Raw genomic sequence first — 23,264 nt, forward strand, 5'->3', positions numbered from 1 at the left:
TTCAGGTCTACCGAGTTGGATAGCTATCTGACAGGCGCCAGATTCAGCCCTGGCTGAACTGCGAGGCCAATTCGCGCAGCAGCACCTCGGCATCCAGCACCTTGGCCACGACTTCATCAGCCTTGTCACGGCTTAAACCCAAACGCTCGAGCAGTTCGTCCGGGATGGTCTCGTCCGGCCCGGACCCAATCCCCCGGCTGCGCAGCAGGCGCACGGCCAGGCACACCAGGTTCGGGTACTCGGCGTATTGCCCATCGTAGGTCGGGTCGTGCTGGAAGCGCAGGGCAGTGGACAGCTCGTCCGGCATGTCCCAGTAGCGCATCAGCCAGGCGCCGATCTGCTCGCGGCTGATGCCCAGCAGGTGTTGCTCCACAAAGCTGTGGCACAGGTGCGGGTTGACCTCCAGGTGGCGGCAGATCAGCGAGAAGTGCGGCGGGAACACATGGGCCAGCAACAGGTAACCGAAGTTGTGCAGCAGGCCGGCGAGGTAGGTCAGGCCGGCTTCCGGGCGCTGGGCGCGGGGCATGGCGCGGGTCAGGCCTTCGATCACGGCGGCGGTGTAGATGGACTGGTGCCAGTACGGCGTGGCCTGGTGCGGGTGGTCCTTGGGCAGGCTCAAGGTCTTGCCCAGGGCCAGGCCCAAGGCGAGGTTGATCACCAGATCAAAACCCAGCACGCGCACGATGGCGTCTTCCACCGAGCGGATCTTGCCCGGCGATGCGTAGTACGGCGATGCGGCCCAGCTCACCACCTGGGCGGCCAGGGCCGGGTCGGTTTCGACCACGCCGGTGATGTCGTCGATGGTGGCATTGGGGTCGACGCGCAGCTTGATGATCTTCTGGGCGGTGTCGGCCAGCGGTGGAATCTCGATGGTCGCTTCCAGGCGTTGCTGGATGCGGCGGGCGGTAAACGCCTGCATCGCCTGGGTGATTTCCTCACGGTCATCATTGGGGCGGTCGAGGTTCGGGCGGATGTTGTTCAGCGGTTCACCGAACTGGGCGGCGCTGGCCTTGGTGAGCATGGTCTTGAACGCGTCGCTGGCGATTTCCAGCAGCAGCCCGGCTTCGCCCGAATGCACCAGCAGGCTCGCTTCGTCGAGCAGGCTGCCTTCGTACAGGCACGGCGAACTGGTGAGTGCCGGCAGGCCCGGCAGCAGGCTCAGGTCGTGCTTGCCCAGCATGCGCGCGACGCGATCCGGTGACACGGCCGTAAGGCGGCGACCCGTGAGTTCGGTGAGGCGGTTGAGGTCCAGCAGCTGGTTCTGCGGGAACAGCACCATCAGGGCGCCCACCGCGTCTTCCAGCAAGACGGCCTGGACTTTTTGCGCAGGATTCAGGCCCGGATGTTCGGTGACTTCCGTGTAGCTGATGGCGAGTTTTGCGAGCAAAGCCCGAATGACCGGCGGGGCGGTCAGTGGGGCTGTGGCGTGGGCAACTTCTGACATGGCCTGATCCAATTTCTTACAGTCACCGAAGTATAACCAGCTTGATACACCTGTAGGTCGGATAAGTGCGTCAGGCGTCACACTTGGCCGTATTGCTGCCCATGGCGCAGCCAGCGATCCAGCAGCGGGCTGACGTGATCCGGCCAGCGCTCCAGCAACGCCTGTGCCGCATCGCGCACGGCAGGCAACAGGTCGGCGTCGCGCATCAGGTCGGCGACCTTGAACTGCAGCAGGCCGGTCTGGCGGGTGCCGAGCATTTCGCCGGGGCCGCGCAGTTCAAGGTCTTTTTCGGCGATGACAAAACCGTCGTTGGTCTCGCGCATGATGCCCAGGCGCTGGCGGCCGATCTGCGACAGCGGCGGGTGGTAGAGCAGCACGCAGTGACTGGCGGCGCTGCCTCGGCCCACGCGGCCGCGCAATTGGTGCAATTGCGCCAGGCCCAGGCGCTCGGGGTTTTCGATGATCATCAGGCTGGCGTTGGGCACGTCCACGCCCACTTCAATCACGGTGGTAGCGACCAGCAGCTGCAGGTTACCGGCCTTGAATTCAGCCATCACCGCGGCCTTTTCCGCGGGCTTCATGCGCCCGTGGATCAGCCCGACCTTGAGTTCCCCCAGGGCGCTGGTGAGGTCTTCATAGGTGGTCTCGGCGGCCTGGCAGGTCAGCTCCTCGGACTCTTCGATCAGCGTGCACACCCAGTACGCCTGGCGGCCTTCGGCACAGGCGCCGCGCACACGTTCGATCACTTCGACGCGCCGGGTGTCGGTGACCAGCACGGTGTTGACCGGTGTGCGGCCGGGGGGCAGTTCGTCGAGGATCGAGGTGTCGAGGTCGGCGTAGGCGCTCATGGCCAGGGTGCGCGGGATCGGGGTGGCGGTCATGATCAACTGGTGCGGGTTCATGCGCCCGCCCACGCCTTTCTGGCGCAGGGCCAGGCGCTGTTGCACGCCGAAGCGGTGCTGTTCGTCGATGATCACCAGGGCCAGGTTCTTGAACTGCACTTCGTCCTGGAACAGCGCATGGGTGCCCACCACCATCGGGGCGCCGGCTGCGATCTGTTCCAGCGCAGCCGCGCGCGTCTTGCCCTTGAGCTTGCCGGCCAGCCATGCGACTTCCAGGCCCAGGGGCTCGAGCCAGCGCTTGAACGTGATGAAGTGCTGCTCGGCGAGGATCTCGGTGGGTGCCATCAGCGCCACCTGGTAACCGGCTTCCAGGGCTTGCAGGGCGGCGAGGGCGGCGACCACGGTCTTGCCTGCGCCCACGTCGCCCTGGATCAGGCGCAGCATCGGCTCGTGCTGGCTGAGGTCGTAGGCGATTTCATTGCCCACGCGCTGCTGGGCACCGGTCGGCGCAAAGCCGAGGTTGGCCAGGTATTGCGCAGGCAGGCGCGTGGCCTTGGGCATGGCCGGCGCACGCAGGGAGCGCATGCTTTCGCGCAGGCGTTGCTGGGACAGTTGGTGAGTCAGCAGCTCTTCAAAGGCCAGGCGGTGCTGGGCCCAGTGATGACCGAGGGCCAGTTCGTCGACATCGGCGTCCGCAGGGGGGTGATGCAGGTAGCGGATCGCATCGGCCAGCGGCGCCAGTTGGTAGTCGCGGGCCAGTTCCAGGGGCAGCCAGTCGGGCAGGCTCTGCGGGCCAAGCATGCCCAGGGTCTGCATGCACAATTGGCGCAGGCGCTGTTGGGTCAGGCCTTCGGTGAGCGGGTAGATCGGCGTGAGGGTGGTGTCCACCGGCGGCGGTTCGTCACCGGTAATGGCGCGGTATTCCGGGTGGTAGATCTCCAGGCCCGAGGCACCGGGGCGCGCTTCGCCGTAGCAGCGCACGCGGGTGCCGCGCTTGAGGCCTTCCTTCTGTGCGTTACTGAAATGGTAGAAACGCAGGCTCAGGCCGCCGGTGCCGTCCTGCAGGCGCACCACCAGACTGCGGCGCTTGCCCATCACCACATCGGCGCCGCTGACGGTGCCTTCGACCACGGCATCCTGCCCAGGACGCAGTTGGCCGATGGGTACCACGCGAGTGCGGTCCTGATAGCGCAGGGGCAGGTGGAACAGCACGTCCTGAAGGTTTTCCAGGCCGACCTTGGCCAGCTTCTCGGCCATGGCCTCGCCGACACCCTTGAGTGCCGTCACCGACACCTGCGACAGCTCAGTCATACGTTTACTTAGCTCGCAGCAGGCGGCTTGGCCACCGAACACAGGCGGATCGAGTCGGCGAGGATCTCAATGGCTTTGGGCCGGGGGAAGCTGGCGCGCCAGGCAATCGCCACGGTACGGAACGGCACCGGTGGCGTGAGTGGACGCACTTCGATCACGCCGGGGGCGTAGTGATGGCTGTCCACTGCCGACAGCGGCAGGATCGAGATACCCAGGCCGGAAGCGACCATATGCCGGATGGTTTCCAGGGAGCTGGATTCCACGGTGGTGTGCTTGGCGCCGTCGTTGCCTTTGGTCAGGGTCGGGCAGGCTTCCAGCACCTGGTCGCGGAAGCAGTGGCCTTCGCCGAGCAACAGCAGGCTCTTGTCGTTGAGCAGGCCGGCGTCGATGGTGTCTTTTTGCGTCCACGGATGGGAGGCGGGCATCAGCACGTAGAACGGCTCGTCGTAGAGCGGCAGGGTCAACACATCCGCTTCGTTGAACGGCAAAGCGATGATGATCGCGTCCAGCTCGCCGTTGCGCAGTTTGTCGCGCAGCACGTGGGTGAAGTTTTCTTCGATATACAGCGGCATCTGCGGCGCGACGCGGTGCAGTTGCGGGATCAGGTGCGGGAACAGGTACGGGCCGACGGTATAGATGGCGCCGACTTTCAGCGGTGCAGTCAGCTGGTTCTTACCGGCCTGGGCCAGTTCGCGAATGCTTTGCGCCTGTTCCAGCACCTTCTGGGCCTGGGCAACGATGCCTTCGCCCACTGGGGTGAGGCGCACGGCGCTTTTGCTGCGCTCGAAAATCAGCACACCGAGTTCGTCTTCAAGCTTTTTCACGCCCACCGACAGCGTCGGCTGGCTGACGTGGCAACGCTCGGCCGCGTGGCCAAAGTGTTGCTCTTGGGCGAGGGTAACGATGTAGCGTAATTCTGTAAGAGTCATAGCGGGCGTCCATGAGGTTGCGGGCCAAGCATACCGGCTGCAATCGATAGACGCACGTTATCAGAACTTTGCTGGGGATTGAGGGGGGAATGCGCGGGATTTTGCTGAGAGTGGCGAGGGGTGTCCCTCGCCACCATCATTTTCAGCGACGACGTTTCTCGATGTTGTACACGAACGGTGCAACGATCTCGATGCTGCCGCCCTTGAGCATGTCGGCCGGCGGCTTGGGCAGCGGCTGGGCACGACGGATCATGTCCAGGGTGGCGCGGTCCAGGTCGGCGTTGCCGGAACGCCCCACCAGCTCGTAGGACAGCACGTTACCGTCGCCATCCACCACGAACTTCAGGCGGTTCAGGCCTTCCTTGCCACGGGCCTGGGCACCTGGCGGGTACTTCTTGTACTTCTGCAAGTGTGCCAGCAGGGTGCCTTCCCAGGACGCTTTGGCGGCGATCTGTTGCGGCGACGGGCCAGGTACGGGCTGGGCCGATTTTTCAGCCGGTGCCTTGGTGGGCGGAGCGTCGCTCGGCGGGTCCTCGGAGGGTTTCTCCTTGGGCGGCTCGATCTTTTTCTCCACCGGCTTGGGCGGCTGCGGTTTAGGTTTGGGCTTGACCGGCTTGGGCACCTGGATCGTTGGCTTGGGCGCCTCGGCCAGTTTCGGCAGGGGCAGCTCTTCCACCGGTGCAGGCGGTTGCGGCGGCGTTACCACTTTCGGCGGCGCCGGCGGCGGCGGTGCAGGCATCGGGGCCAGGTCGATGACCATGGCTGCCGGCGGCAACTGCACCGTGCGCGGCGTTGACCAGTGGAGCGCGATGGCAATCGCGACGGCATGCACGCCCAGCACGACGGCGAGGCTGGTGCCATAACGCGTCAGTTTGTGGCGCGTCGTGATCATTTCTTGGCTGCCGTCTCAAGTCCGACCAGGCCTACCTTGAGGTAGCCGGCTGCCCGCAGGGCATCCATCACGCTCATCAGGTCACCGTAGTCCACGCCCTTGTCGGCCTGGAAGAAGATCGTCGTGTCCTTCTTGCCTTGGGTCTTGGCATCGAGCACCGGCCCCAGGGTTTCGGCCTTGACTTCTTCTTCGCCCAGGAACAGGCGTTGGTCCGCCTTGACGCTGAGGAAGATCGGCTTCTCCGGCCGCGGCGCCGGCTTGGCGCTGGAGGCGGGCAGGTCAACCTTGATGTCCACGGTGGCCAATGGAGCGGCCACCATGAAGATGATCAGCAGCACGAGCATCACGTCGATAAACGGCGTGACGTTGATTTCGTGGTTCTCGACGAGTTCGTCGTCGCCTTGATTCAAATGCAGGCCCATGGCCGATTACCCCACTTTCACCATGTGCGGTTGCGAGCTGCGCTCGGTAGGCAGGTGATCGAGGTCGCGGCTGACCAGCAGCAGGACTTCTGCCGACGCGTCCGATACCTGGGCCTTGTAGCCGGCAATCGAACGGGCGAAGACGTTGTAGATCACTACCGCAGGAATCGCGGCGACCAGGCCCAAGGCGGTTGCCAGCAGGGCTTCGGCGATGCCGGGGGCGACGACGGCGAGGTTGGTGGTCTGGGTTTTGGCGATGCCGATGAAGCTGTTCATGATGCCCCAGACGGTACCGAACAGGCCGACGAACGGCGCGGTGGAGCCGATGGTCGCCAGCACGCCGGTGCCGCTGCTCATGTTACGGCCGCAGGCTGCAACCAGGCGTTCCAGGCGGAACGCCACGCGCTCCTTGATGCCTTCTTTTTCACGGGTATTGGCCGACAGGCGCATTTCTTCCAGTGCGTCGTGCACCAGGGTGTTTGCCAGGGTGCCTTTCTTGGTCGCGCTTTCGCTGGCTTCCTTGAGGGTGGTGGCTTTCTTCAGGTGGACGATTTCAGTGCGCAGACGGCGCTTGGCACCCAGCAGCTCGAAGCCTTTGGCGATCCAGATGGTCCAGGTAATGATCGACGCGATGGCCAGGCCGATCATCACGGCTTTCACCACCACGTCAGCATTCTGGTACATGCCCCATGGCGACAGGTCGTGGGCCATGCCCAGGGTGTTGTCTTCTTCCAGCACGACACCGGTTTCGTCGGCGACGGCTGGGGTTGCAGCCTGGGCCGGGTCGGTGGCCGCGGGGGCAGCGGCGGGTGCGGTTGGAGCCGCAGCATTGTGCTCGGCGGCGGCCGGGGTAGCCGGGGCGGTGGCATCAGCGAATGCGGCGGTCGGCGCCAGCAGTACGCTGAACAGCATCGCAGCAATCGCACGCCAGGCGCGGGATGGGCTGTGAAGCTTGGTTGGCGAAGCGGGGGTTGTATTACGTGTCATGCTGGCCGGACCTGAGAGAAGAAAATGAATGATCGTCCTTCCAGACCCAAAGGGGTCGAGGACAAATGGGCGGTTATTATTGCAAGTAATTCTTGTTAACAGAAGTAATACAGTAACTTTATTTGCCCTTTTTCTGGCCGCCGGTCTGCTGCGAGGGCTAATCTAGACCTTTAAGAACGGAGTTTTATGATGTCTGTGCCTTCTGTTGTGATTGCCGGATGTGGCGATGTGGGTAGTCGGCTGGCTAGCCAATTGCTGGCCTCGGAATGGGAGGTTCATGGCCTGCGGCGCGATATTTCGCGCCTGCCCGACGGGGTGATCGGCATTGCCGGCGACCTGTTCAACAAAGATTGCCCTGACACCTGGCCGATCGGCGGGGTGGATTACCTGGTGTACTGCGCCGCCGCCACCGACCACGATGAGGCCGGTTATCGCGCCGCTTACGTGCAAGGGTTGCAGCATGTGCTGGAGTGGCTGAAGGATTATGGCCAGGAGCCCAAGCACCTGCTGTTTGTGTCCAGCAGCAGCGTATACGGGCAGCAGAATGGCGAGTGGGTCGACGAAACCTCCGAAACCCAGGCCAAGGGTTATTCCGGGCAAGTCATGCTGGAGGCCGAGCAGGTGGCACTTAACAGTGGCATTCCTGCGAGCGTCGTGCGGTTGACCGGCATTTACGGGCCTGGTCGCGAATGGCTGCTGACCCAGGTGCGCCAGGGGTACCGTGTAGCGCTTGATCCACCTTTATATGGCAACCGTATACACGCCGATGATGCGGCGGGCTTGCTGGCATTTTTGCTACGCCACGTGGAGCAGGGCGGTTCGCTGGATAAGGTCTATATCGGCGTCGACGACGCACCGGCGCCCTTGGCCGAGGTGGTGGCCTGGCTGCGTGACTATCTGGGCGTCACTGAGTGGTCCGAGGACGCGAGTGTGCGGCGTGCGGGCAGCAAGCAATGCAGCAATGCCCGGATAAAGGCGCTGGGGTGGACGCCCACGTATGCGAGCTACCGCGAAGGGTACGCAGCCATTCTTAAAGGCTGAAATGCGGTTAAAGATGTGGGAGGGGTTAAGCCCCTCTCCCACATTTGGAGCTGGGTGATGACTGCTATTGTTTTTCAAGCAGCCATTGGCGCGGCCCGGGAGTGAACTGAGGCACTTCATCCGTTTGAGCGGTGTTGACCGCCTGGAAGATTTCCAGCTGCTTGCCCTTGCGCGTGAAGATCCACGGGTTGCCCACGCCGTTGAGTTGCAGCCACATGCTGTCGTAGCCGCCGCTCATGGAGGCACAGTCACCGGCCAGGCACAGCGAGTACCGATCAACATTGGGCAAACCGGCGACCTTGCCGTCAGGCTGGAACTGGACAGTGGCGCCGCTGCCGAAGCCGTCGGTGATCTTCCAGTCGCCGCCCATATAGGCTCCATACAGGGCGCGTTCGAAGTTGGCGCCCAGCGGCGCACCTTCCGGTGCAGGTTCCTTGGCGCGGGCGAAGAGCTGCTCGGGCTCGTTATCGTTGGCCACTTGCAGCAGTTGCTTGCCTTTGCGCTTGAGTTCAGTGGCGGAGCTGCCGTAGAAGTCGACGCTCCAGGCGCCGGACTGTTCGCCGAGCAACTTGCCTTCGGCGACTTCAAAGCCGTTGTAGTAACGTGCCTGCGAAGCCTTGGGGTTAATCTCCCATTCGAGGTTCGGGCCATAGCTTTGCAGCGCTTCACGCAAAGGGCCGCCCTTGGCTGCCGCATCGATGGCGACCTGGTTGATCCAGGTGCCGCTCACATCCTGGTTGGCAGGGTTGCTGGCGCAGCCGCCGAGCAACAGGGCGAGCAACGAAGAGGCTACAAGCGCTTTGCGCATCATGAAATCCTTTTAAAACGAAGTCGGCGCAGCCTGTGGAGGCTGCGCCGGGTGTTTTACTCGATGACCAGAATTGCGTCCATCTCAACCTGCGCGCCCTTTGGCAGGGCGGCCACACCAATGGCGGCGCGGGCTGGGTAAGGTTGTTCGAAGTACTTGCCCATGATCTCGTTGACCTTGGCGAAGTGGCTCAGGTCGGTGAGGAAGATGTTCAGCTTGACGATGTCCTTGAACGAGCCGCCGGCAGCTTCGGCCACGGACTTGAGGTTTTCGAAGACCTGTACGGTCTGGGCTTCGAAGCCTTCCACCAGTTCCATGGTCTTTGGGTCCAGCGGGATCTGGCCGGACATGTAGACGGTGTTGCCCGCCTTGATGGCCTGGGAGTAAGTGCCGATGGCGGCTGGGGCTTTATCGCTGGTGATTACGGTCTTGGTCATGAATGACTCCTTGTAATGGATGGGCTACGCACGCATGCGGGTGATGCGGATCACACCGGTCAAGGCGCGCAGTTTCTTGATCACGCGGGCCAGGTGCACGCGGTCATGCACGCTGACCACCAGCTGGACCACGCTGATGCGACCATCGCGCTCGTCCATGCTGATTTTCTCGATATTGCCGTCGGCCGCGTTGACGCTGCTGGCCAGCAGGGCGATCAGGCCGCGCTGGTGTTCCAGCTCCACGCGCAGCTCGACGTTGAATTCGCCGGTGACATCCTTGGCCCACGAGAGCTGGATGCACTTCTCCGGGTTGTGGCGGATCTCGGTGATGTTGCGGCAGTTGTCGAGGTGAACGACCATGCCCTTGCCGGCCGACAGGTGGCCGACAATCGGGTCGCCAGGGATCGGCGTGCAGCATTTGGCATAGCTGAGCACCAGGCCCTCGGTGCCGCGAATCGCCAGCGGGCCTTCCGGGCTTGGCAGTTGTTCGCCTTCACCCAGCAGGCGGCGGGCGACCACGTAGGCCATGCGGTTGCCCAGGCCGATATCTTCCAGCAGGTCCTCGATGGTTTCCTGGCGATACTCGTGGAGCATCGCTTGCACGCGCTCCTGCGCAATCTTGTCCAAGGCGCTGTCGAAGCCGTTGAGCACTTTGTTCAGCAGGCGCTCGCCCAGGCTGATGGATTCGGAGCGGCGCTGCAGTTTCAGCGCGTGGCGGATGTGCGTGCGCGCCTTGCCGGTGACCACGAAGTTCAGCCACGCCGGGTTCGGGCGCGCGCCCGGTGCGCTGACGATCTCCACAGTGGAGCCGCTTTGCAGCGGTTCCGACAGCGGGGCCAGGCGCCGGTTGATCCGGCAGGCAATGCAGCTGTTGCCGACATCGGTGTGCACCGCGTAGGCAAAGTCGACCGCAGTGGAGCCTTTGGGCAGCTCCATGATCCGGCCTTTGGGCGTGAACACGTAGACCTCGTCCGGGAACAGGTCGATCTTCACGCTTTCGATAAATTCCAGGGAGTTGCCGGCACGTTGCTGCATTTCCAGCACGCCCTTGACCCATTGGCGGGCACGGGCATGGGTGCCTTTGGGCTGCTCGTCGCCGCTGGATTTGTACAGCCAATGGGCGGCGATGCCGTTGTTGGCCATCTCTTCCATTTCCCGGGTGCGGATCTGGATCTCGATCGGCACCCCGTGCATACCGAACAGCGTGGTATGCAGCGATTGATAGCCGTTGGCCTTGGGAATGGCAATGTAGTCCTTGAAGCGCCCCGGCAGGGGTTTGTACAGATTATGTACAGCGCCCAGCACGCGGTAGCAGGTATCGACCTTGTCCACGATGATGCGGAACGCGTACACGTCCATGATCTCGTTGAAGGCCCGGCGCTTGCCGCGCATCTTCTTGTAGATGCCGTAGATGTGCTTCTGCCGGCCGCTGACCTCGCCCTCGATCTCGTCGATCGCCAGGCAATGGCTCAGGGATTCTTCGATCTTGTTGACGATTTCCTTGCGATTGCCCCGGGCGCGCTTGACGGCCTGGTAGATGCGCGCCGAACGCATCGGGTGCATGGCCTTGAAGCCGAGGTCTTCGAACTCGATACGAATGGCGTGCATGCCCAGCCGGTTGGCGATGGGCGCGTAGATTTCCAGGGTTTCCTTGGCGATGCGCCGGCGTTTTTCGCCGGACAGCACTTCCAGCGTGCGCATGTTGTGCAGCCGGTCGGCCAGCTTGACCAGGATCACCCGGATGTCCCGGGCCATGGCCATGGCCATTTTCTGGAAGTTTTCCGCCTGGGCTTCGGCCTTGGTCTCGAAGTTCATCTGGGTCAGTTTGCTGACCCCGTCGACCAGTTCGGCCACGGTTTCGCCAAATTGCGCACTGAGCGCTTCCTTGGCAATGCCGGTGTCTTCGATCACGTCATGCAGCATAGCGGCCATCAGGCTCTGATGGTCCATGTGCATGTCGGCCAGGATATTTGCCACCGCAAGGGGGTGGGTGACATACGCCTCACCGCTTCGGCGGCGTTGGCCGTCGTGGGCTTGTTCGGCGTAGAAATACGCTCGGCGGACCAGGTTGACCTGGTCTGGGCCGAGGTAGGCCGATAAGCGATCGGCGAGGGCGTCTATGCTCGGCAAAGTGTGAACTCCTGCCGAAGGCTGTGACCCCGCGCCGTGCTACGTCGACCAGGCATAGGCTTAGACGGCCTCGTTGGACTCGTCCTCGAACGCTGCAAACAGCGGTTCGTCTTCAACGATTTCAGCGTTGGCGATGAACTCGTAGCTCATCAGGCCTTCAGCGATTTCACGCAGGGCTACAACGGTAGGCTTGTCGTTTTCCCACTGGACCAGAGGCTCTTTGCCGCCAGTGGCCAGTTGACGGGCACGCTTGGTAGAGAGCATGACCAGCTCAAAGCGGTTATCCACGTGTTCTAGGCAGTCTTCAACGGTTACGCGGGCCATGGTATTCCTCGGAGCGAATGCAAGATGCGCGCTGCCCGGTTGGGCGAGCGGACTGAGCAGTTTAAAAAATCACCAGCGTTTAGGGAAGCGCTGATTTTTCGCAGGTCCTCGCAAAACCGCTGCAAGCGCCAATGTAAAGCCCTTGCAGCGGTTTTGGGAAGAGCCAATCAGCCGAGCAGTTCGGCGAGTAATTTGCCGAAACGCTGCTGTTGACGCTTTTGCTGGAGCTGATTGGTGCGGAAAATCGCCTTCAGGTCATCCAGGGCGTGGGAAAAATCGTCGTTGATGATCAGGTAGTCGTAGTCGACATAGTGGCTCATTTCGCTGACGGCTTCACGCATGCGGCTTTCGATGATTTCGTCGCTGTCCTGGCCGCGGTTCGTCAGGCGCTGGTGCAAGGCTTCGAGCGACGGCGGCAGGATGAAGATCGAGCGTGCCTTGGGCATCAGCTGGCGCACTTGCTCGGCGCCCTGCCAGTCGATTTCCAGGATCAGGTCATGGCCTTCGTCCAGGGTCTGCTGCAGGTGGCTCTGCGAGGTGCCGTAGAGGTTGCCGAACACCTCGGCGCGCTCCAGGAAGTCGCCATGCTCGATCATCTTGACGAACTCGGTGCGCTCGACGAAGTGATAGTGCACGCCGTTCACCTCGCCCGGGCGCATGGCACGGGTGGTGTGGGAGACCGAGATGCGAATCTGCTCGTCAGCGTCGGTCAGGGCCTTGACCAGGCTGCTCTTGCCCGCGCCCGAAGGCGCGGAAATGATGTAAAGGGTGCCGGTGCTATGGGTCATGGAGGGTGCCTTACTCAATATTCTGTACTTGTTCGCGCATCTGCTCGATCAACACCTTGAGGTTGACCGCCGCTGTGGTGCTGCGCGGATCGAAAGCCTTGGAGCCCAGTGTATTGGCTTCGCGGTTGAGTTCCTGCATCAGGAAGTCCAGGCGCCGACCAGCGGCGCCGCCGGACTTGAGCACGCGGCGCACTTCGAGGATGTGGGTGCTCAGGCGATCCAGTTCTTCGGCGACGTCGCTCTTCTGCGCGAGCAGCACCATTTCCTGCTCCAGGCGCACGGGGTCGAGGTCGGCCTTCATGTCGGTGAAGCGGTCGAGGACCTTCTGGCGTTGGGTGGCGAGCATCTGCGGTACCAGCTCGCGCAAGGTGACCACGTCTGCTTCGATTGACGTCAGGCGCTCGTTGATCAATCGGGCCAGTTCGGCGCCTTCGCGCTCGCGGCCAGCCTTGAGTTCCTTCAATCCCTGAGTGAACAGGGCGAGGGCTTCGGCATTGAGGGCTTGCGGATCGGAGGCGTCGGCCACCAGCACGCCGGGCCAGGCCAACACTTCCAGAGGGTTCAGTGCGGCGGGCTGCTTGATCAGGCCGGCGACGGTTTCGGCCGCCGCGACCAGTTGCGCAGCGCGCTCGCGGTCTACCTGCAGCGGCTTGCCGGTGGTTTCTTCGGTAAAACGCAGGGTGCATTCCAGCTTGCCGCGGGAGATGCCCTGGCGCAGTGCCTCACGCACGGCGCCTTCGAGGTCGCGGAAGGATTCCGGCAGGCGCAGGTGCGGCTCCAGGTAGCGGCTGTTGACCGAGCGCAGTTCCCAGCTCAGGGTACCTTGGGCGCCGGCTTTTTCGACGCGGGCGAAGGCGGTCATGCTGTGCACCATGGAGGTACCTCGCGATGCAGTCCCGCGAAAGCGGGCTGATGGGTAAATTGAAGCCGACAGGCTGCGAAGGCGCGGGATTGTAGCGCAGTGGGGCGGGCGCGCCCAAACCCTGAGCATTCGTAACCAGATTTTTAGCAGTGCCCCGAATCGGCTCGCGGCTCTATAATGGCCGGCAGTTTTTCGTCCTCAGTACAGGTATCCCCTATGAAACGTCCAAGTGGTCGCGTTGCCGATCAGCTCCGCTCGATCCGCATCACCCGCAACTACACCAAACACGCCGAGGGATCCGTACTGGTCGAGTTTGGCGATACCAAGGTTATCTGCACCGTCAGCGTTGAAAATGGCGTGCCGCGCTTCCTCAAGGGCCAGGGCCAGGGTTGGTTGACCGCCGAATACGGCATGCTGCCGCGCGCTACCGGCGAGCGTAACCAGCGTGAAGCCAGCCGTGGCAAGCAAGGCGGCCGCACCCTGGAAATCCAGCGCCTGATCGGGCGCTCCCTGCGCGCGGCCCTGGATATGTCCAAGCTGGGCGACGTTACCCTCTACGTCGACTGCGACGTGATCCAGGCTGATGGCGGTACGCGCACCGCGTCCATCACTGGCGCCATGGTGGCGCTGGTCGACGCGCTTAAAGTCATCAAGAAGCGTGGCGGCCTGAAAGGCGGCGACCCACTGAAGCAGATGATCGCCGCCGTATCGGTGGGCATTTACCAGGGCGAGCCGGTGCTGGACCTGGATTACCTGGAAGACTCGGCTGCCGAGACCGACCTGAACGTAGTGATGACCAGCACCGGTGGTTTCATCGAAGTGCAGGGCACCGCCGAAGGTGCGCCATTCCAGCCGGCCGAGCTGAACGCCATGCTGGCCCTGGCCCAGAAGGGCATGACTGAGATCTTCGAACTGCAGAACGCCGCACTGGCTGACTGAGTACGCCTCAAGGAGAAGCGCCATGAATGACAGCCAAATGCCGGTGCCTACGCCTTCCTACGAGGTGCGTCAGGGCGCAATGTTATGCCATCTTGCGGCGTTCCTGGGGTTTGTATTCCCCTTCGGCAGCGTCGTGGGGCCGCTGATCCTGTGGCAGATGAAAAAAGAAGTGGATCCGTTCATTGACGACCAGGGCAAGGAGGCACTGAATTTCCAGATCACCGTAGCCATCGCCTGGGTCATTTGCATCGTGCTGGCCTTCGCGGTCATTGGGTTTTTCCTGATGACGGCCTTGGTTATCGCAAGCGTGGTGCTGACGATCATCGGCGCAATCAAAGCCAACAAAGGGATCGCCTATCGCTATCCCTTGACCTGGCGCCTGGTCAAATAATCGACACCCACAAAAAAACCGACAGCGATGTCGGTTTTTTTGTGCCTGGATAAAGACCCTAGATGGTCAGTGTCCAGTCGTAGTCCACGATCAGCGGCGCGTGCTGCGAGAAGCGCGGCTGGCGTGGCAGGCGTGCACTGCGAACGAACCGGCGCAGACCCGGGGTCAGCAACTGGTAGTCGAAGCGCCAGCCCAGGTTGAGCATCTCAGCCTGTTCATTGTCTGGCCACCAGCTGTACTGGTCGCCTTCGCGGCTGACTTCGCGCAGCGCATCCACATAGCCCATGTTGCCGACAATCTCGTCCATCCAGGCCCGTTCCGGCGCCAGGAAGCCCGGGGATTGCTGGCTGTCACGCCAGTTCTTGATATCCAGCTTCTGTTGCGCCACGTACAGCGAGCCACAGTAAATGTACTCGCGACGTTTGCGTCGCTGTTTATCCAGGTAACGGGCGAAATCGTCCATTAGCTTGAACTTCTGGTTCAAGTCTTCATCGCCGTTCTGCCCCGAAGGAAGCAGCAAGGTCGCGATGCTGACCTTGTCGAAATCGGCTTGCAGGTAGCGCCCGTAGCGGTCGGCTGTCTCGAAGCCGAGGCCGCTGATGACCGCCTTGGGTTGCAACCGCGAGTACAAAGCCACGCCACCTTGGGTGGGCACTTCGGCATCGCAGGCATAAAGGAAGTAGCCATCCAGTTGGAAGGCTGGGTCGTCCAGTTCAAAGGCGGAGGCGCGGGTGTCCTGCAGGCAGATGACGTCGGCATTCTGAGCTTGCAGCCAACTGAGCAAACCACGCTCGACTGCAGCCTGAATACCATTAACGTTCACACTGATGATCCGCATAAATGGCCCCAAAAATCGCGTGCGTGTATGATACACGCCGTCTACCTAATTAGCTAAATCCGTGGTATCTGAGGCTTTTTTCATGCAGGCGTATCAACGCGATTTCATTCGTTTTGCCATCGATCGCGGGGTTTTGCGCTTCGGTGAGTTCACCCTCAAGTCCGGGCGCACCAGCCCGTATTTCTTCAATGCAGGCTTGTTCAACTCGGGTTCGGCCCTGGCTCAGCTGGGTCGTTTCTACGCGGCAGCCATCGTTGAAAGCGGTATTTCCTTCGACGTGCTGTTTGGCCCGGCCTACAAGGGCATCCCCCTGGCGGCTGCAACGGCCGTGGCCCTGGCGGAACATCATGGGCGCGACCTGCCATGGTGCTTCAATCGCAAGGAAGCCAAGGCCCATGGCGAAGGCGGCAGCCTGGTGGGCGCGCCGCTTACAGGCGATGTATTGATCATCGATGACGTGATCACGGCCGGTACGGCTATCCGTGAAGTGATGCAGATCATCGCTTCCCAGGACGGCGCCAAGGCCGCCGGTGTGCTGATCGCGCTGAACCGCCAGGAGCGTGGCAACGGTGAGTTGTCGGCCATCCAGGAAGTGGAGCGTGATTTCGGTATTCCAGTGGTCAGTATCGTGTCGTTGAACCAGGTGCTGCAGTTCCTGGAAGACGACCCGCAACTCAAGCAGCACTTGCCGGCAGTTAAGGCGTATCGCGAGCAGTTCGGCGTTCAGTAATCGCCGAACCATAAAAAAGCCCCGCTCAACCAGGTTGAGCGGGGCTTTTTGTTTTCAGCGTTTTAAGGGCGCTTGCGGTTACTGATCAGCGTGCCCACACCCGTATCGGTGAAGATTTCCAGCAGGATTGCATTCGGCACCCGGCCATCCAGGATCAGCGAGCTGCCGACGCCGCCTTGCACCGCCTCCAGTGCGCAACGGATCTTCGGCAACATGCCGCCGTAGATGGTGCCGTCGGCAATCAGCTCGTCCACTTGCTGGGTGGTCAGGCCGGTCAGTACCTTGCCTTCCTTGTCCATAAGGCCGGCGATGTTGGTCAGCAGCATCAGCTTTTCAGCCTTCAATGCTTCGGCCACCTTGCCCGCAACCAAGTCGGCGTTGATGTTATAGGACTCACCGTTGGCACCCACGCCGATCGGCGCGATTACCGGGATGAAGTCACCCTTGACCAGCAGGTTCAGCAGGTCGGTGTTGATGCCGATCACTTCGCCCACCTGGCCGATGTCGATGATTTCCGGCTGGGTCATTTCCGGCGTCTGACGGGTAACGGTCAGTTTTTTCGCACGGATCAGCTCGGCGTCCTTGCCGGTCAGGCCAATGGCGCTGCCGCCGTGGCGGTTGATCAGGTTGACGATGTCTTTGTTCACCTGGCCGCCGAGGACCATCTCCACCACGTCCATGGTCTGCGCGTCAGTGACGCGCATGCCATCGATGAAGTGACTCTCGATCGACAAGCGCTTGAGCAGGTCGCCGATTTGCGGGCCGCCGCCGTGGACCACCACGGGGTTGATCCCCACGGCCTTCATTAACACGATGTCGCGGGCAAAGCCGGTTTTCAGCTCGTCGCTTTCCATGGCATTGCCGCCGTACTTGATCACCAGCGTCTTGCCGACGTAGCGTCGAATGTAAGGCAACGCTTCGGACAGGACCTTGGCGGTGTTGGCAGCGGCTTCGCGTTCGAGGGTCATTCAGGGCTCCGGTAAAAATCAGAACGGTAATTGGAGATCAGGGGCAACACGTTTCAACTGGGCGTGGAACACGTCCTTTATGCGCTGCAACTCAGCCTCGGTATCCGCCTCGAAACGCAGCACCAGCACCGGTGTGGTGTTGGACGCGCGAACCAGGCCCCAGCCCTTGGCGTAATCGACTCGCACACCATCAATGGTGGTCAGGTGGGCGCCTTCGCCCCATTGCGCATCGTGCAGTGCGTCAATGATGCTGAATTTGCTCTCCTCGGTCACATGGATATTGATCTCTGGCGTAGAAATATCATTCGGGAAGGTCTGAAACAGCTCTTCGGCGGTGGATTTTTCCTTGCTGAGGATCTCCAGCAGACGGGCGGCGCTGTAAATGCCGTCGTCAAACCCGAACCAGCGCTCCTTGAAGAACACGTGGCCGCTCATTTCACCGGCCAACAGCGCGCCGGTTTCCTTCATTTTCTTTTTGATCAACGAGTGACCGGTCTTCCACATTAGCGGACGGCCGCCATATTCCTTGATCAGCGGGGTGAGGCGGCGGGTGCACTTCACGTCGAAAATGATCTCGGCACCCGGGTTGCGTGCCACCACATCGCGGGCGAACAGCATCAGCAGGCGGTCCGGGAATACGATCTCGCCGGTTTCGGTCACCACGCCTACACGGTCGCCGTCGCCGTCAAAGGCCAGCCCGACGTCAGCACCGGTTTCCTTGACCTTGGCGATCAGGTCCACCAGGTTTTCCGGTTTGCCTGGGTCCGGGTGGTGGTTGGGGAAGTTGCCATCGACCTCGCAGAACAGCGGGATCACTTCGCAGTTCAGGGCTTCGAGCAACTGCGGGGCGATTACGCCGGCCGCGCCGTTGCCGCAGTCCACCACCACTTTGAGGCGGCGTGCGAGTTTGACGTCGCCGGTGATTTCATCAGAGTAGCGCTGCAGGATGTCAACTTTGGTGATGCTGCCTTTGCCGCTGGTCAGGTCGTTGGTCTTCAGGCGGGTGTGCAGGGCCTGGATCTGTTCGTTGGCCAGGGTGTCGCCGGCGATGACGATCTTGAAACCGTTGTAGTCCGACGGGTTATGGCTGCCGGTCAGCATTACCCCGGATTTGCCCGCCAGTACATTGGCGGCGTAGTACAGCGCGGGAGTGGGCACCAGGCCCACATCGCTGACATGGCAGCCACTGTCGGCCAGGCCCTGGATCAGTTGTTCCACCAGTTCCGGGCCGGACAGGCGACCGTCACGACCGACCGAGACGTTCGGCTCGTCCTGGGCCAGGCTCTGGGAGCCAATGGCGCGGCCAATCCAGTAGGCGGTTTCGGCGGTCAGGGTCTTGGGGACTACGCCACGAATGTCATAGGCGCGAAAGATGCTGTCGGGGAATGTCGGGGCTACTCGGGCTGCGGTACTCATCGCGGGGGGAAACTCCATCTCAAGGGGGCAAGGCTGGCCTTAATGTGGCTGACCGGCAGGCTCAAACTGAAGGGTATGACGGTGTTTTCGGCAGAGAGTTCGTGGTGCAAAAGTGCCATCGGAGCTTGGCCCCTGTCTTTATTTCTGCGTAATGCATTGATTTCAAATGGGAAATCTCGCTGATAAAGTCCGCGCATTCTTCATCCTGAAAAGCCTTGCGGGGGCATCGAGCCGGGCAAAGGCGCCCGGCCAGGTTCAGCGTAGTCAGTGACTACCGGAATGCCCAAAACCGCCTGCGCCGCGTTGGGTTTCGTCAAAATCCTGCACCAGTTCGAAGTGCGCCTGCACCACCGGCACCAGTACAAGCTGGGCAATGCGCTCGCCGACAGCGATGTTGAAAGCCGTCTGGCCACGATTCCAGCACGACACCATCAACTCGCCTTGGTAGTCCGAATCGATCAGGCCTACCAGGTTACCCAGCACGATACCGTGTTTGTGGCCCAGGCCGGAGCGCGGCAGGATCAGCGCGGCCAGGCCCGGGTCGCCGACGTAGATCGACAGGCCGGTGGGAATCAGGACGGTCTGACCCGGCTCAAGGACGGTGTCTTGCTTGAGCATGGCGCGCAGGTCCAGGCCGGCGGAGCCTGGGGTGGCGTAGGCCGGCAGCGGGAATTCGGTGCCGATGCGGGGGTCGAGGATCTTGGCTTGCAAAGCGTGCATGGAAATTAAACCTGGTTCAGCCGTTGGGCGATAAAAGAGATCAGTTGGCGGGCAATCTTGCCTTTGCTGGTCTGGGCGAAAAGAGTGGCGTGCAGCTCGCGGTCGATCACGCTGCAGGCGTTTTCCTCGCTGTTGAAGCCGATGCTCGGGTTGGCGACATCATTGGCAACGATCAGGTCGAGGTTTTTGTCTTTCAGTTTGCGTGCGGCGTAGTCGAGCAGGTGCTCGGTCTCGGCGGCAAAGCCGACACTGAACGGGCGGTCCGGACGCGTGGCAATGGTGGCCAGGATGTCCGGGTTGCGCACCATTTGCAGGAGCAGGCCGTCGCCGCTCGTAGGGTCTTTCTTGAGCTTTTGCGGGGCGACGACTTCCGGGCGGTAGTCTGCAACCGCTGCCGAAGCGATAAACAGGTCACAGGGAATGGCGGCCTCACAGGCGGCCAGCATGTCCCGGGCGCTGACTACGTCGATTCGCGTGACGCGATCGGGGGTCGGCAAGTGCACCGGACCGGTGATCAGGGTAACGCGTGCACCTGCCTCGACCGCGGCTTCCGCCAAGGCAAAGCCCATTTTTCCTGAGCTATGGTTGGTGATGTAGCGTACCGGGTCGATGTTTTCCTGGGTCGGGCCTGCCGTAATCAGCACGTGCCGGCCGGTCAGAGCCAGGTGCTGGAAGCATTCGGCGGCGCACAATGCAAGGTCGGTGGCTTCGAGCATGCGGCCCATGCCGACATCGCCGCAGGCCTGGCTGCCGGAGGCCGGGCCGAACACCTTGAGGCCACGACTTTGCAGGAGCTGGGTGTTGGCCTGGGTCGCCGGGTCGCGCCACATGGCCTGGTTCATGGCCGGGGCGATGGCGACGGTGGCGTCGGTGGCCAGTACCAGGGTGGTCAGCAGGTCATCGGCAATGCCTTGCGCCAGGCGCGCGATCAGGTCGGCGGTGGCAGGGGCGATCAGTACCAGGTCGGCCCACTTGGCCAGTTCGATATGACCCATGGCGGCTTCGGCTGCCGGGTCCAGCAGGTCCAGGTGAACCGGGTGTCCGGACAAGGCCTGCATGGTCAGCGGAGTAATGAACTCACTGCCGCCGCGGGTCATGACCACGCGCACTTCAGCGCCCTGGTCGAGAAGCCTGCGGACCAGCTCTGCGCTCTTGTAGGCGGCAATGCCGCCGCCGACGCCGAGAACGATGCGTTTCCGATACAGACGCTGCATTGGTTTGCCTTTCCAGTTCAGTGAAGCCAGTTCAGTGACGCCTGCGATGCCCCCTCCCCAGGTGAAATCGCACGCAAAAAAGAGGGCCTACGATAACACAGCGCCCGCCCCGCAACAGCGGCGCACATGCACAGGGAGGTGGAATGAGTATTCGTGATTGGCCGGCGGCAGAGCGGCCGCGAGAGAAGCTTTTGGAGTGGGGGGCGTCGAGTCTGTCCGATGCTGAATTGCTGGCGATCTTCCTGCGCACCGGCGTAACCGGCAGGAGCGCGGTGGACCTGGCGCGCCATCTGCTGGCGCAATTTGGCGGTTTGCGCCCGCTGCTGGAAGCCAGCCAGGCGGTGTTCAGCCAGCAATTGGGCTTGGGACCGGCGAAGTTTGCTCAGTTGCAGGCGGTGCTGGAAATGTCCCGACGCCACCTGGCCGAGCGCCTGCGCAGCGATTCGGTGCTGGAAAGCCCGGTGGCCGTACGCAATTACCTCAAGTCGCTGTTGCGCCATGAGCCCCATGAAGTTTTCGGCTGCCTGTTTCTCGATTCAAAGCATCGGGTGCTGGGGTTCGAAGTGTTGTCCGAGGGGACCATCGACGCTGCCGTGGTCTACCCGCGGCAAGTGGTCAAGCGCGCCCTGGCCTATAACGCGGCGGCGTTGATTTTGTGTCACAACCATCCTTCCGGGATCGCGGAGCCCAGCGCGGCTGATCGAAAATTGACCAAGCTGCTGCAAAAGGCCCTGGAAGTGGTGGATGTGCGGGTACTGGATCACATCATCGTGGGGGACGGTGATCCGTTGTCGATGGCGGAATATGGGTGGATGTAGGACGGAACAGCTGCAAGCCTCAAGCAGGCTTGCAGCTTGCAGCTTGCAGCTTGCAGCTTAGGGCTTGACGCTGACCTTCGAGAAGTCCTGGCGCCCGAACGGGCTCACCTGGTAGCCCTCGACGCTCTTGCGCGCCAGGGCGAACGCCGTCGGGTGCGCCAGCGGCAACCACAGCGCCTGTTGCTGGATCTGCGCCTGGGCCTGCTGGTACAGCTTGCTGCGTACACCTTGTTCGCTGGTGGTCTTGCCGGCGCTGATCAGCTTGTCCAGCGCCGGATCGCAATAGCGGGCGAAGTTGGTGCCGGATTTAACCGCCGCACAGGAAAACTGCGGGGTCAGGAAGTTATCCGGGTCGCCGTTGTCGCCGGCCCAGCCCATGAACAGCAGGTCGTGTTCACCCGCTTTGGCGCGGCGAATCAGCTCGCCCCATTCGATCACGCGGATCTCAGCCTGGATGCCCACCTTGGCCAGGTCCGCCTGCAGCAGTTGCGCGCCGAGGTTCGGGTTAGGGTTCAGCAGGCTGCCGGTGGGGCGCGTCCAGAGGGTGGTCTTGAAGCCGTCCTTAAGGCCGGCACGGTCCAGCAAGGCCTTGGCCTTGGCGAGGTCCTGTGGATAACCCGGCAAGTCTTTGGCGTAGCTCCAGGTATTGGGCGGGTACGGGCCGTTGGCGGCTTCGGCGGTGCCTTCAAACACCGCCTTGAGGTAGCTGCCCTTATCGAAGGCCAGGTTGATGGCCTGGCGCACCTCGGGCTTGTCCAGCGGCGGGTGCTGGCTGTTGATGGCCACGAACGCGGTCATGAACGCTGCGGTTTTTTCTACCTTGAGTGCGGGGTCCTTTTCGGCCTCGCCCACATCCAGGGGCTTGGGCGACAGGGCGATCTGGCATTCGTTGCGGTGCAGTTTCTGCAGGCGCACGTTGGCGTCCGGGGTAATGGCGAAGATCAAGTTATCCACAGCCGGTTTGCCGGCGAAATAGTCCGGGTTGGCCTTGTAGCGCACCACGGCATCTTTCTGGAAACGGCTGAAGATGAACGGCCCGGTGCCGATCGGCTGGCTGTTGAGCTTCTCCGGCGTGCCGGCCTTGAGCAGTTTGTCGGCGTATTCCGCCGGGTAGATCGAGGCAAAGCCCATGCTCAGGGCCGCGAGGAAGGTGGAGTCGGCGTGATCCAGGGTAAAGCGCACGGTCAGCGGGTCGAGGGCATCGATCTTCTTGACCAGCGTTGGCAATTGCAGGGACTGGGCGTGGGGGAAGCCGCTCTGGGCGATCTTGTGCCACGGGTTGGCCGGGTCGAGCATGCGTTCGAAGCTGAAGCGCACGTCTTCGGCGGTCAGGGTGCGGCTTGGGGTGAAATACTCGGTGCGATGGAATTTCACGTCCGGGTGCAGCTTGAAGGTATAGGTCAGGCCATCCGGCGAGACGTCCCAGCTGTCCGCCAGGCTGGGCACCAGTTTGCCGCTGGCCGCGTCGTAGTCCACCAGGCGGTTCATCAGCACATCGGCCGAGGCGTTGGTGGTGGTCAGCGAGTTGTATTGCACCACATCGAACCCTTCGGGGCTGGCCTCGGTGCAGACGCTCAAGTTGCTGGCGGCAGAGGCCAGCGGCGCGATAAATAGAGGGGCTAGCAATAGCGGTAGGGCAGCGAGGCGCATGTTCGGTTTCCTTTGCAGATCGAAGGCCCATCTGCGAGTGCAGTCTGGAAAAGCCCTACCGTAGTGGTCTGGTTGATAAATGACTAGCCCATTTTTGCCTGTGCTTTTGCCTCAAATGCTGTTTTGATGGCACCCCAGCGCGTTTCGCTGTGCGCTTTACTGCGCGCGCGAGCGCTGTAAATCATTCTGTGCGACGAGCGGTCGGCTGTTACAGCGGCCCCTCCTGGCAACGGTTCGGGCCTCTGTCGCCGAGATTTACGCCGGTAAAAATACACGGGCTGTTGTTGCACATGGGTCTTTCTGGTATAAAGCAGCGCTCTTTTCTAGGGGCCCGGTTCCTTCGCTTGTAGGTGTAGCCGGTAA

The 23,264-nt window shown here is 62.1% G+C and carries 22 protein-coding genes and 1 pseudogene; 5 read left to right on the forward strand and 18 right to left on the reverse strand.

All coding sequences use genetic code 11. The features are described from left to right. Positions 1 to 43: 43 nt before the first annotated feature. The 6 genes from BB029_RS01325 to exbB form a co-directional block, all read right to left on the reverse strand. A complete protein-coding gene (locus BB029_RS01325; RefSeq protein ID WP_065937984.1) occupies positions 44 to 1,444 on the reverse strand; it encodes an aminoacyl-tRNA deacylase and HDOD domain-containing protein in 1,401 nt (466 codons plus the stop codon). Positions 1,445 to 1,521: 77 nt separating this feature from the next. Then, positions 1,522 to 3,597: an ATP-dependent DNA helicase RecG gene (gene recG, locus BB029_RS01330; RefSeq protein WP_027608279.1), complete on the reverse strand. Its 2,076-nt coding sequence runs from the start codon at positions 3,595 to 3,597 to the stop codon at positions 1,522 to 1,524. A gap of 8 nt (positions 3,598 to 3,605) precedes the next feature. Then, entirely contained in the window at positions 3,606 to 4,526 is a 921-nt protein-coding gene (locus BB029_RS01335) for a hydrogen peroxide-inducible genes activator (RefSeq protein WP_015886540.1), read from the reverse strand. Positions 4,527 to 4,668: 142 nt separating this feature from the next. Continuing rightward, complete coding sequence (locus BB029_RS01340; RefSeq protein WP_065937985.1) at positions 4,669 to 5,418, reverse strand: energy transducer TonB; 750 nt, start codon at positions 5,416 to 5,418, stop codon at positions 4,669 to 4,671. Further along, positions 5,415 to 5,840 (reverse strand): TonB system transport protein ExbD, encoded by a 426-nt coding sequence (exbD, locus tag BB029_RS01345; RefSeq protein WP_003195519.1) that lies wholly within the window; start codon positions 5,838 to 5,840, stop codon positions 5,415 to 5,417. Before exbD ends, BB029_RS01340 begins: the two co-directional genes overlap by 4 nt. A gap of 6 nt (positions 5,841 to 5,846) precedes the next feature. Further along, a complete protein-coding gene (gene exbB, locus BB029_RS01350) occupies positions 5,847 to 6,827 on the reverse strand; it encodes a tonB-system energizer ExbB (RefSeq protein ID WP_065937986.1) in 981 nt (326 codons plus the stop codon). A 189-nt stretch (positions 6,828 to 7,016) separates the two neighbouring features. Here exbB and BB029_RS01355 point away from each other — a divergent pair, with 189 nt between their 5' ends. After that, positions 7,017 to 7,868, forward strand: a complete 852-nt coding sequence (locus BB029_RS01355; RefSeq protein ID WP_065937987.1) for an SDR family oxidoreductase — start codon at positions 7,017 to 7,019, stop codon at positions 7,866 to 7,868. A 64-nt stretch (positions 7,869 to 7,932) separates the two neighbouring features. Here the strand turns inward: BB029_RS01355 and BB029_RS01360 are convergent, their stop codons facing one another. From BB029_RS01360 to BB029_RS01385, 6 genes are all read right to left on the reverse strand, one after another. Further along, the gene (locus BB029_RS01360; RefSeq protein WP_065937988.1) at positions 7,933 to 8,676 is read right to left on the reverse strand and encodes a hypothetical protein; all 744 of its coding nucleotides are present in this window, start codon (positions 8,674 to 8,676) and stop codon (positions 7,933 to 7,935) included. A gap of 56 nt (positions 8,677 to 8,732) precedes the next feature. Beyond that, the gene (locus tag BB029_RS01365) at positions 8,733 to 9,113 is read right to left on the reverse strand and encodes a RidA family protein (RefSeq protein WP_003176922.1); all 381 of its coding nucleotides are present in this window, start codon (positions 9,111 to 9,113) and stop codon (positions 8,733 to 8,735) included. A 24-nt stretch (positions 9,114 to 9,137) separates the two neighbouring features. Beyond that, a complete protein-coding gene (gene spoT / locus BB029_RS01370) occupies positions 9,138 to 11,243 on the reverse strand; it encodes a bifunctional GTP diphosphokinase/guanosine-3',5'-bis pyrophosphate 3'-pyrophosphohydrolase (protein ID WP_005792489.1) in 2,106 nt (701 codons plus the stop codon). Between the two features lie 60 nt (positions 11,244 to 11,303). Next, complete coding sequence (rpoZ, locus tag BB029_RS01375; RefSeq protein ID WP_003176920.1) at positions 11,304 to 11,567, reverse strand: DNA-directed RNA polymerase subunit omega; 264 nt, start codon at positions 11,565 to 11,567, stop codon at positions 11,304 to 11,306. Between the two features lie 167 nt (positions 11,568 to 11,734). After that, positions 11,735 to 12,355 (reverse strand): guanylate kinase, encoded by a 621-nt coding sequence (gmk, locus tag BB029_RS01380; protein WP_065937989.1) that lies wholly within the window; start codon positions 12,353 to 12,355, stop codon positions 11,735 to 11,737. A 10-nt stretch (positions 12,356 to 12,365) separates the two neighbouring features. Then, on the reverse strand, positions 12,366 to 13,229 hold the full coding sequence (locus BB029_RS01385) for a YicC/YloC family endoribonuclease (RefSeq protein ID WP_065926714.1): 864 nt from the start codon (positions 13,227 to 13,229) through the stop codon (positions 12,366 to 12,368). A 204-nt stretch (positions 13,230 to 13,433) separates the two neighbouring features. On the opposite strand from BB029_RS01385, the gene rph reads away from it, so the two are divergent. Continuing rightward, positions 13,434 to 14,156: a ribonuclease PH gene (rph, locus tag BB029_RS01390; protein WP_065937990.1), complete on the forward strand. Its 723-nt coding sequence runs from the start codon at positions 13,434 to 13,436 to the stop codon at positions 14,154 to 14,156. A 22-nt stretch (positions 14,157 to 14,178) separates the two neighbouring features. Then, positions 14,179 to 14,547 (forward strand): DUF4870 domain-containing protein, encoded by a 369-nt coding sequence (locus tag BB029_RS01395; protein WP_065937991.1) that lies wholly within the window; start codon positions 14,179 to 14,181, stop codon positions 14,545 to 14,547. Between the two features lie 58 nt (positions 14,548 to 14,605). Here the strand turns inward: BB029_RS01395 and BB029_RS01400 are convergent, their stop codons facing one another. After that, positions 14,606 to 15,385, reverse strand: a complete 780-nt coding sequence (locus tag BB029_RS01400; RefSeq protein ID WP_003195493.1) for an exodeoxyribonuclease III — start codon at positions 15,383 to 15,385, stop codon at positions 14,606 to 14,608. A gap of 82 nt (positions 15,386 to 15,467) precedes the next feature. On the opposite strand from BB029_RS01400, the gene pyrE reads away from it, so the two are divergent. After that, the gene (gene pyrE / locus BB029_RS01405) at positions 15,468 to 16,115 is read left to right on the forward strand and encodes an orotate phosphoribosyltransferase (RefSeq protein ID WP_027608288.1); all 648 of its coding nucleotides are present in this window, start codon (positions 15,468 to 15,470) and stop codon (positions 16,113 to 16,115) included. Positions 16,116 to 16,177: 62 nt separating this feature from the next. On the opposite strand, the gene argB is transcribed toward pyrE, so the two are convergent. The 4 genes and pseudogenes from argB to coaBC all read right to left on the reverse strand — a co-directional run bounded on the left by argB (position 16,178) and on the right by coaBC (position 20,433). Further along, positions 16,178 to 17,083: an acetylglutamate kinase gene (gene argB, locus BB029_RS01410; protein WP_015886532.1), complete on the reverse strand. Its 906-nt coding sequence runs from the start codon at positions 17,081 to 17,083 to the stop codon at positions 16,178 to 16,180. Between the two features lie 18 nt (positions 17,084 to 17,101). Continuing rightward, positions 17,102 to 18,523, reverse strand: a pseudogene (locus tag BB029_RS01415) (phosphomannomutase/phosphoglucomutase); the annotation flags it as partial. A gap of 240 nt (positions 18,524 to 18,763) precedes the next feature. Then, positions 18,764 to 19,219 (reverse strand): dUTP diphosphatase, encoded by a 456-nt coding sequence (gene dut, locus BB029_RS01420; RefSeq protein ID WP_027608290.1) that lies wholly within the window; start codon positions 19,217 to 19,219, stop codon positions 18,764 to 18,766. 5 nt (positions 19,220 to 19,224) lie between these two features. Next, the gene (gene coaBC, locus BB029_RS01425; protein ID WP_027608291.1) at positions 19,225 to 20,433 is read right to left on the reverse strand and encodes a bifunctional phosphopantothenoylcysteine decarboxylase/phosphopantothenate--cysteine ligase CoaBC; all 1,209 of its coding nucleotides are present in this window, start codon (positions 20,431 to 20,433) and stop codon (positions 19,225 to 19,227) included. 143 nt (positions 20,434 to 20,576) lie between these two features. Here coaBC and radC point away from each other — a divergent pair, with 143 nt between their 5' ends. Next, on the forward strand, positions 20,577 to 21,251 hold the full coding sequence (gene radC / locus BB029_RS01430; protein ID WP_065937992.1) for a DNA repair protein RadC: 675 nt from the start codon (positions 20,577 to 20,579) through the stop codon (positions 21,249 to 21,251). 57 nt (positions 21,252 to 21,308) lie between these two features. Here radC and BB029_RS01435 read toward each other — a convergent pair whose 3' ends face one another. Continuing rightward, a complete protein-coding gene (locus tag BB029_RS01435; protein ID WP_065937993.1) occupies positions 21,309 to 22,901 on the reverse strand; it encodes an ABC transporter substrate-binding protein in 1,593 nt (530 codons plus the stop codon). Positions 22,902 to 23,264 lie beyond the last annotated feature (363 nt).

Origin of the sequence: Pseudomonas sp. S3E12 (assembly GCF_001702295.1) — a bacterium.
Lineage (GTDB): Bacteria > Pseudomonadota > Gammaproteobacteria > Pseudomonadales > Pseudomonadaceae > Aquipseudomonas > Aquipseudomonas marginalis.

Bases quoted from the DNA above. Each gene is read 5' to 3' on its own strand.
- BB029_RS01325 (WP_065937984.1), bottom strand. From the start codon at position 1,444: ATGTCAGAAGTTGCCCACGCCACAGCCCCACTGACCGCCCCGCCGGTC.
- recG (WP_027608279.1), bottom strand. From the start codon at position 3,597: ATGACTGAGCTGTCGCAGGTGTCGGTGACGGCACTCAAGGGTGTCGGC.
- BB029_RS01335 (WP_015886540.1), bottom strand. From the start codon at position 4,526: ATGACTCTTACAGAATTACGCTACATCGTTACCCTCGCCCAAGAGCAA.
- BB029_RS01340 (WP_065937985.1), bottom strand. From the start codon at position 5,418: ATGATCACGACGCGCCACAAACTGACGCGTTATGGCACCAGCCTCGCC.
- exbD (WP_003195519.1), bottom strand. From the start codon at position 5,840: ATGGGCCTGCATTTGAATCAAGGCGACGACGAACTCGTCGAGAACCAC.
- exbB (WP_065937986.1), bottom strand. From the start codon at position 6,827: ATGACACGTAATACAACCCCCGCTTCGCCAACCAAGCTTCACAGCCCA.
- BB029_RS01355 (WP_065937987.1), top strand. From the start codon at position 7,017: ATGTCTGTGCCTTCTGTTGTGATTGCCGGATGTGGCGATGTGGGTAGT.
- BB029_RS01360 (WP_065937988.1), bottom strand. From the start codon at position 8,676: ATGCGCAAAGCGCTTGTAGCCTCTTCGTTGCTCGCCCTGTTGCTCGGC.
- BB029_RS01365 (WP_003176922.1), bottom strand. From the start codon at position 9,113: ATGACCAAGACCGTAATCACCAGCGATAAAGCCCCAGCCGCCATCGGC.
- rpoZ (WP_003176920.1), bottom strand. From the start codon at position 11,567: ATGGCCCGCGTAACCGTTGAAGACTGCCTAGAACACGTGGATAACCGC.
- gmk (WP_065937989.1), bottom strand. From the start codon at position 12,355: ATGACCCATAGCACCGGCACCCTTTACATCATTTCCGCGCCTTCGGGC.
- BB029_RS01385 (WP_065926714.1), bottom strand. From the start codon at position 13,229: ATGGTGCACAGCATGACCGCCTTCGCCCGCGTCGAAAAAGCCGGCGCC.
- rph (WP_065937990.1), top strand. From the start codon at position 13,434: ATGAAACGTCCAAGTGGTCGCGTTGCCGATCAGCTCCGCTCGATCCGC.
- BB029_RS01395 (WP_065937991.1), top strand. From the start codon at position 14,179: ATGAATGACAGCCAAATGCCGGTGCCTACGCCTTCCTACGAGGTGCGT.
- BB029_RS01400 (WP_003195493.1), bottom strand. From the start codon at position 15,385: ATGCGGATCATCAGTGTGAACGTTAATGGTATTCAGGCTGCAGTCGAG.
- pyrE (WP_027608288.1), top strand. From the start codon at position 15,468: ATGCAGGCGTATCAACGCGATTTCATTCGTTTTGCCATCGATCGCGGG.
- argB (WP_015886532.1), bottom strand. From the start codon at position 17,083: ATGACCCTCGAACGCGAAGCCGCTGCCAACACCGCCAAGGTCCTGTCC.
- dut (WP_027608290.1), bottom strand. From the start codon at position 19,219: ATGCACGCTTTGCAAGCCAAGATCCTCGACCCCCGCATCGGCACCGAA.
- coaBC (WP_027608291.1), bottom strand. From the start codon at position 20,433: ATGCAGCGTCTGTATCGGAAACGCATCGTTCTCGGCGTCGGCGGCGGC.
- radC (WP_065937992.1), top strand. From the start codon at position 20,577: ATGAGTATTCGTGATTGGCCGGCGGCAGAGCGGCCGCGAGAGAAGCTT.
- BB029_RS01435 (WP_065937993.1), bottom strand. From the start codon at position 22,901: ATGCGCCTCGCTGCCCTACCGCTATTGCTAGCCCCTCTATTTATCGCG.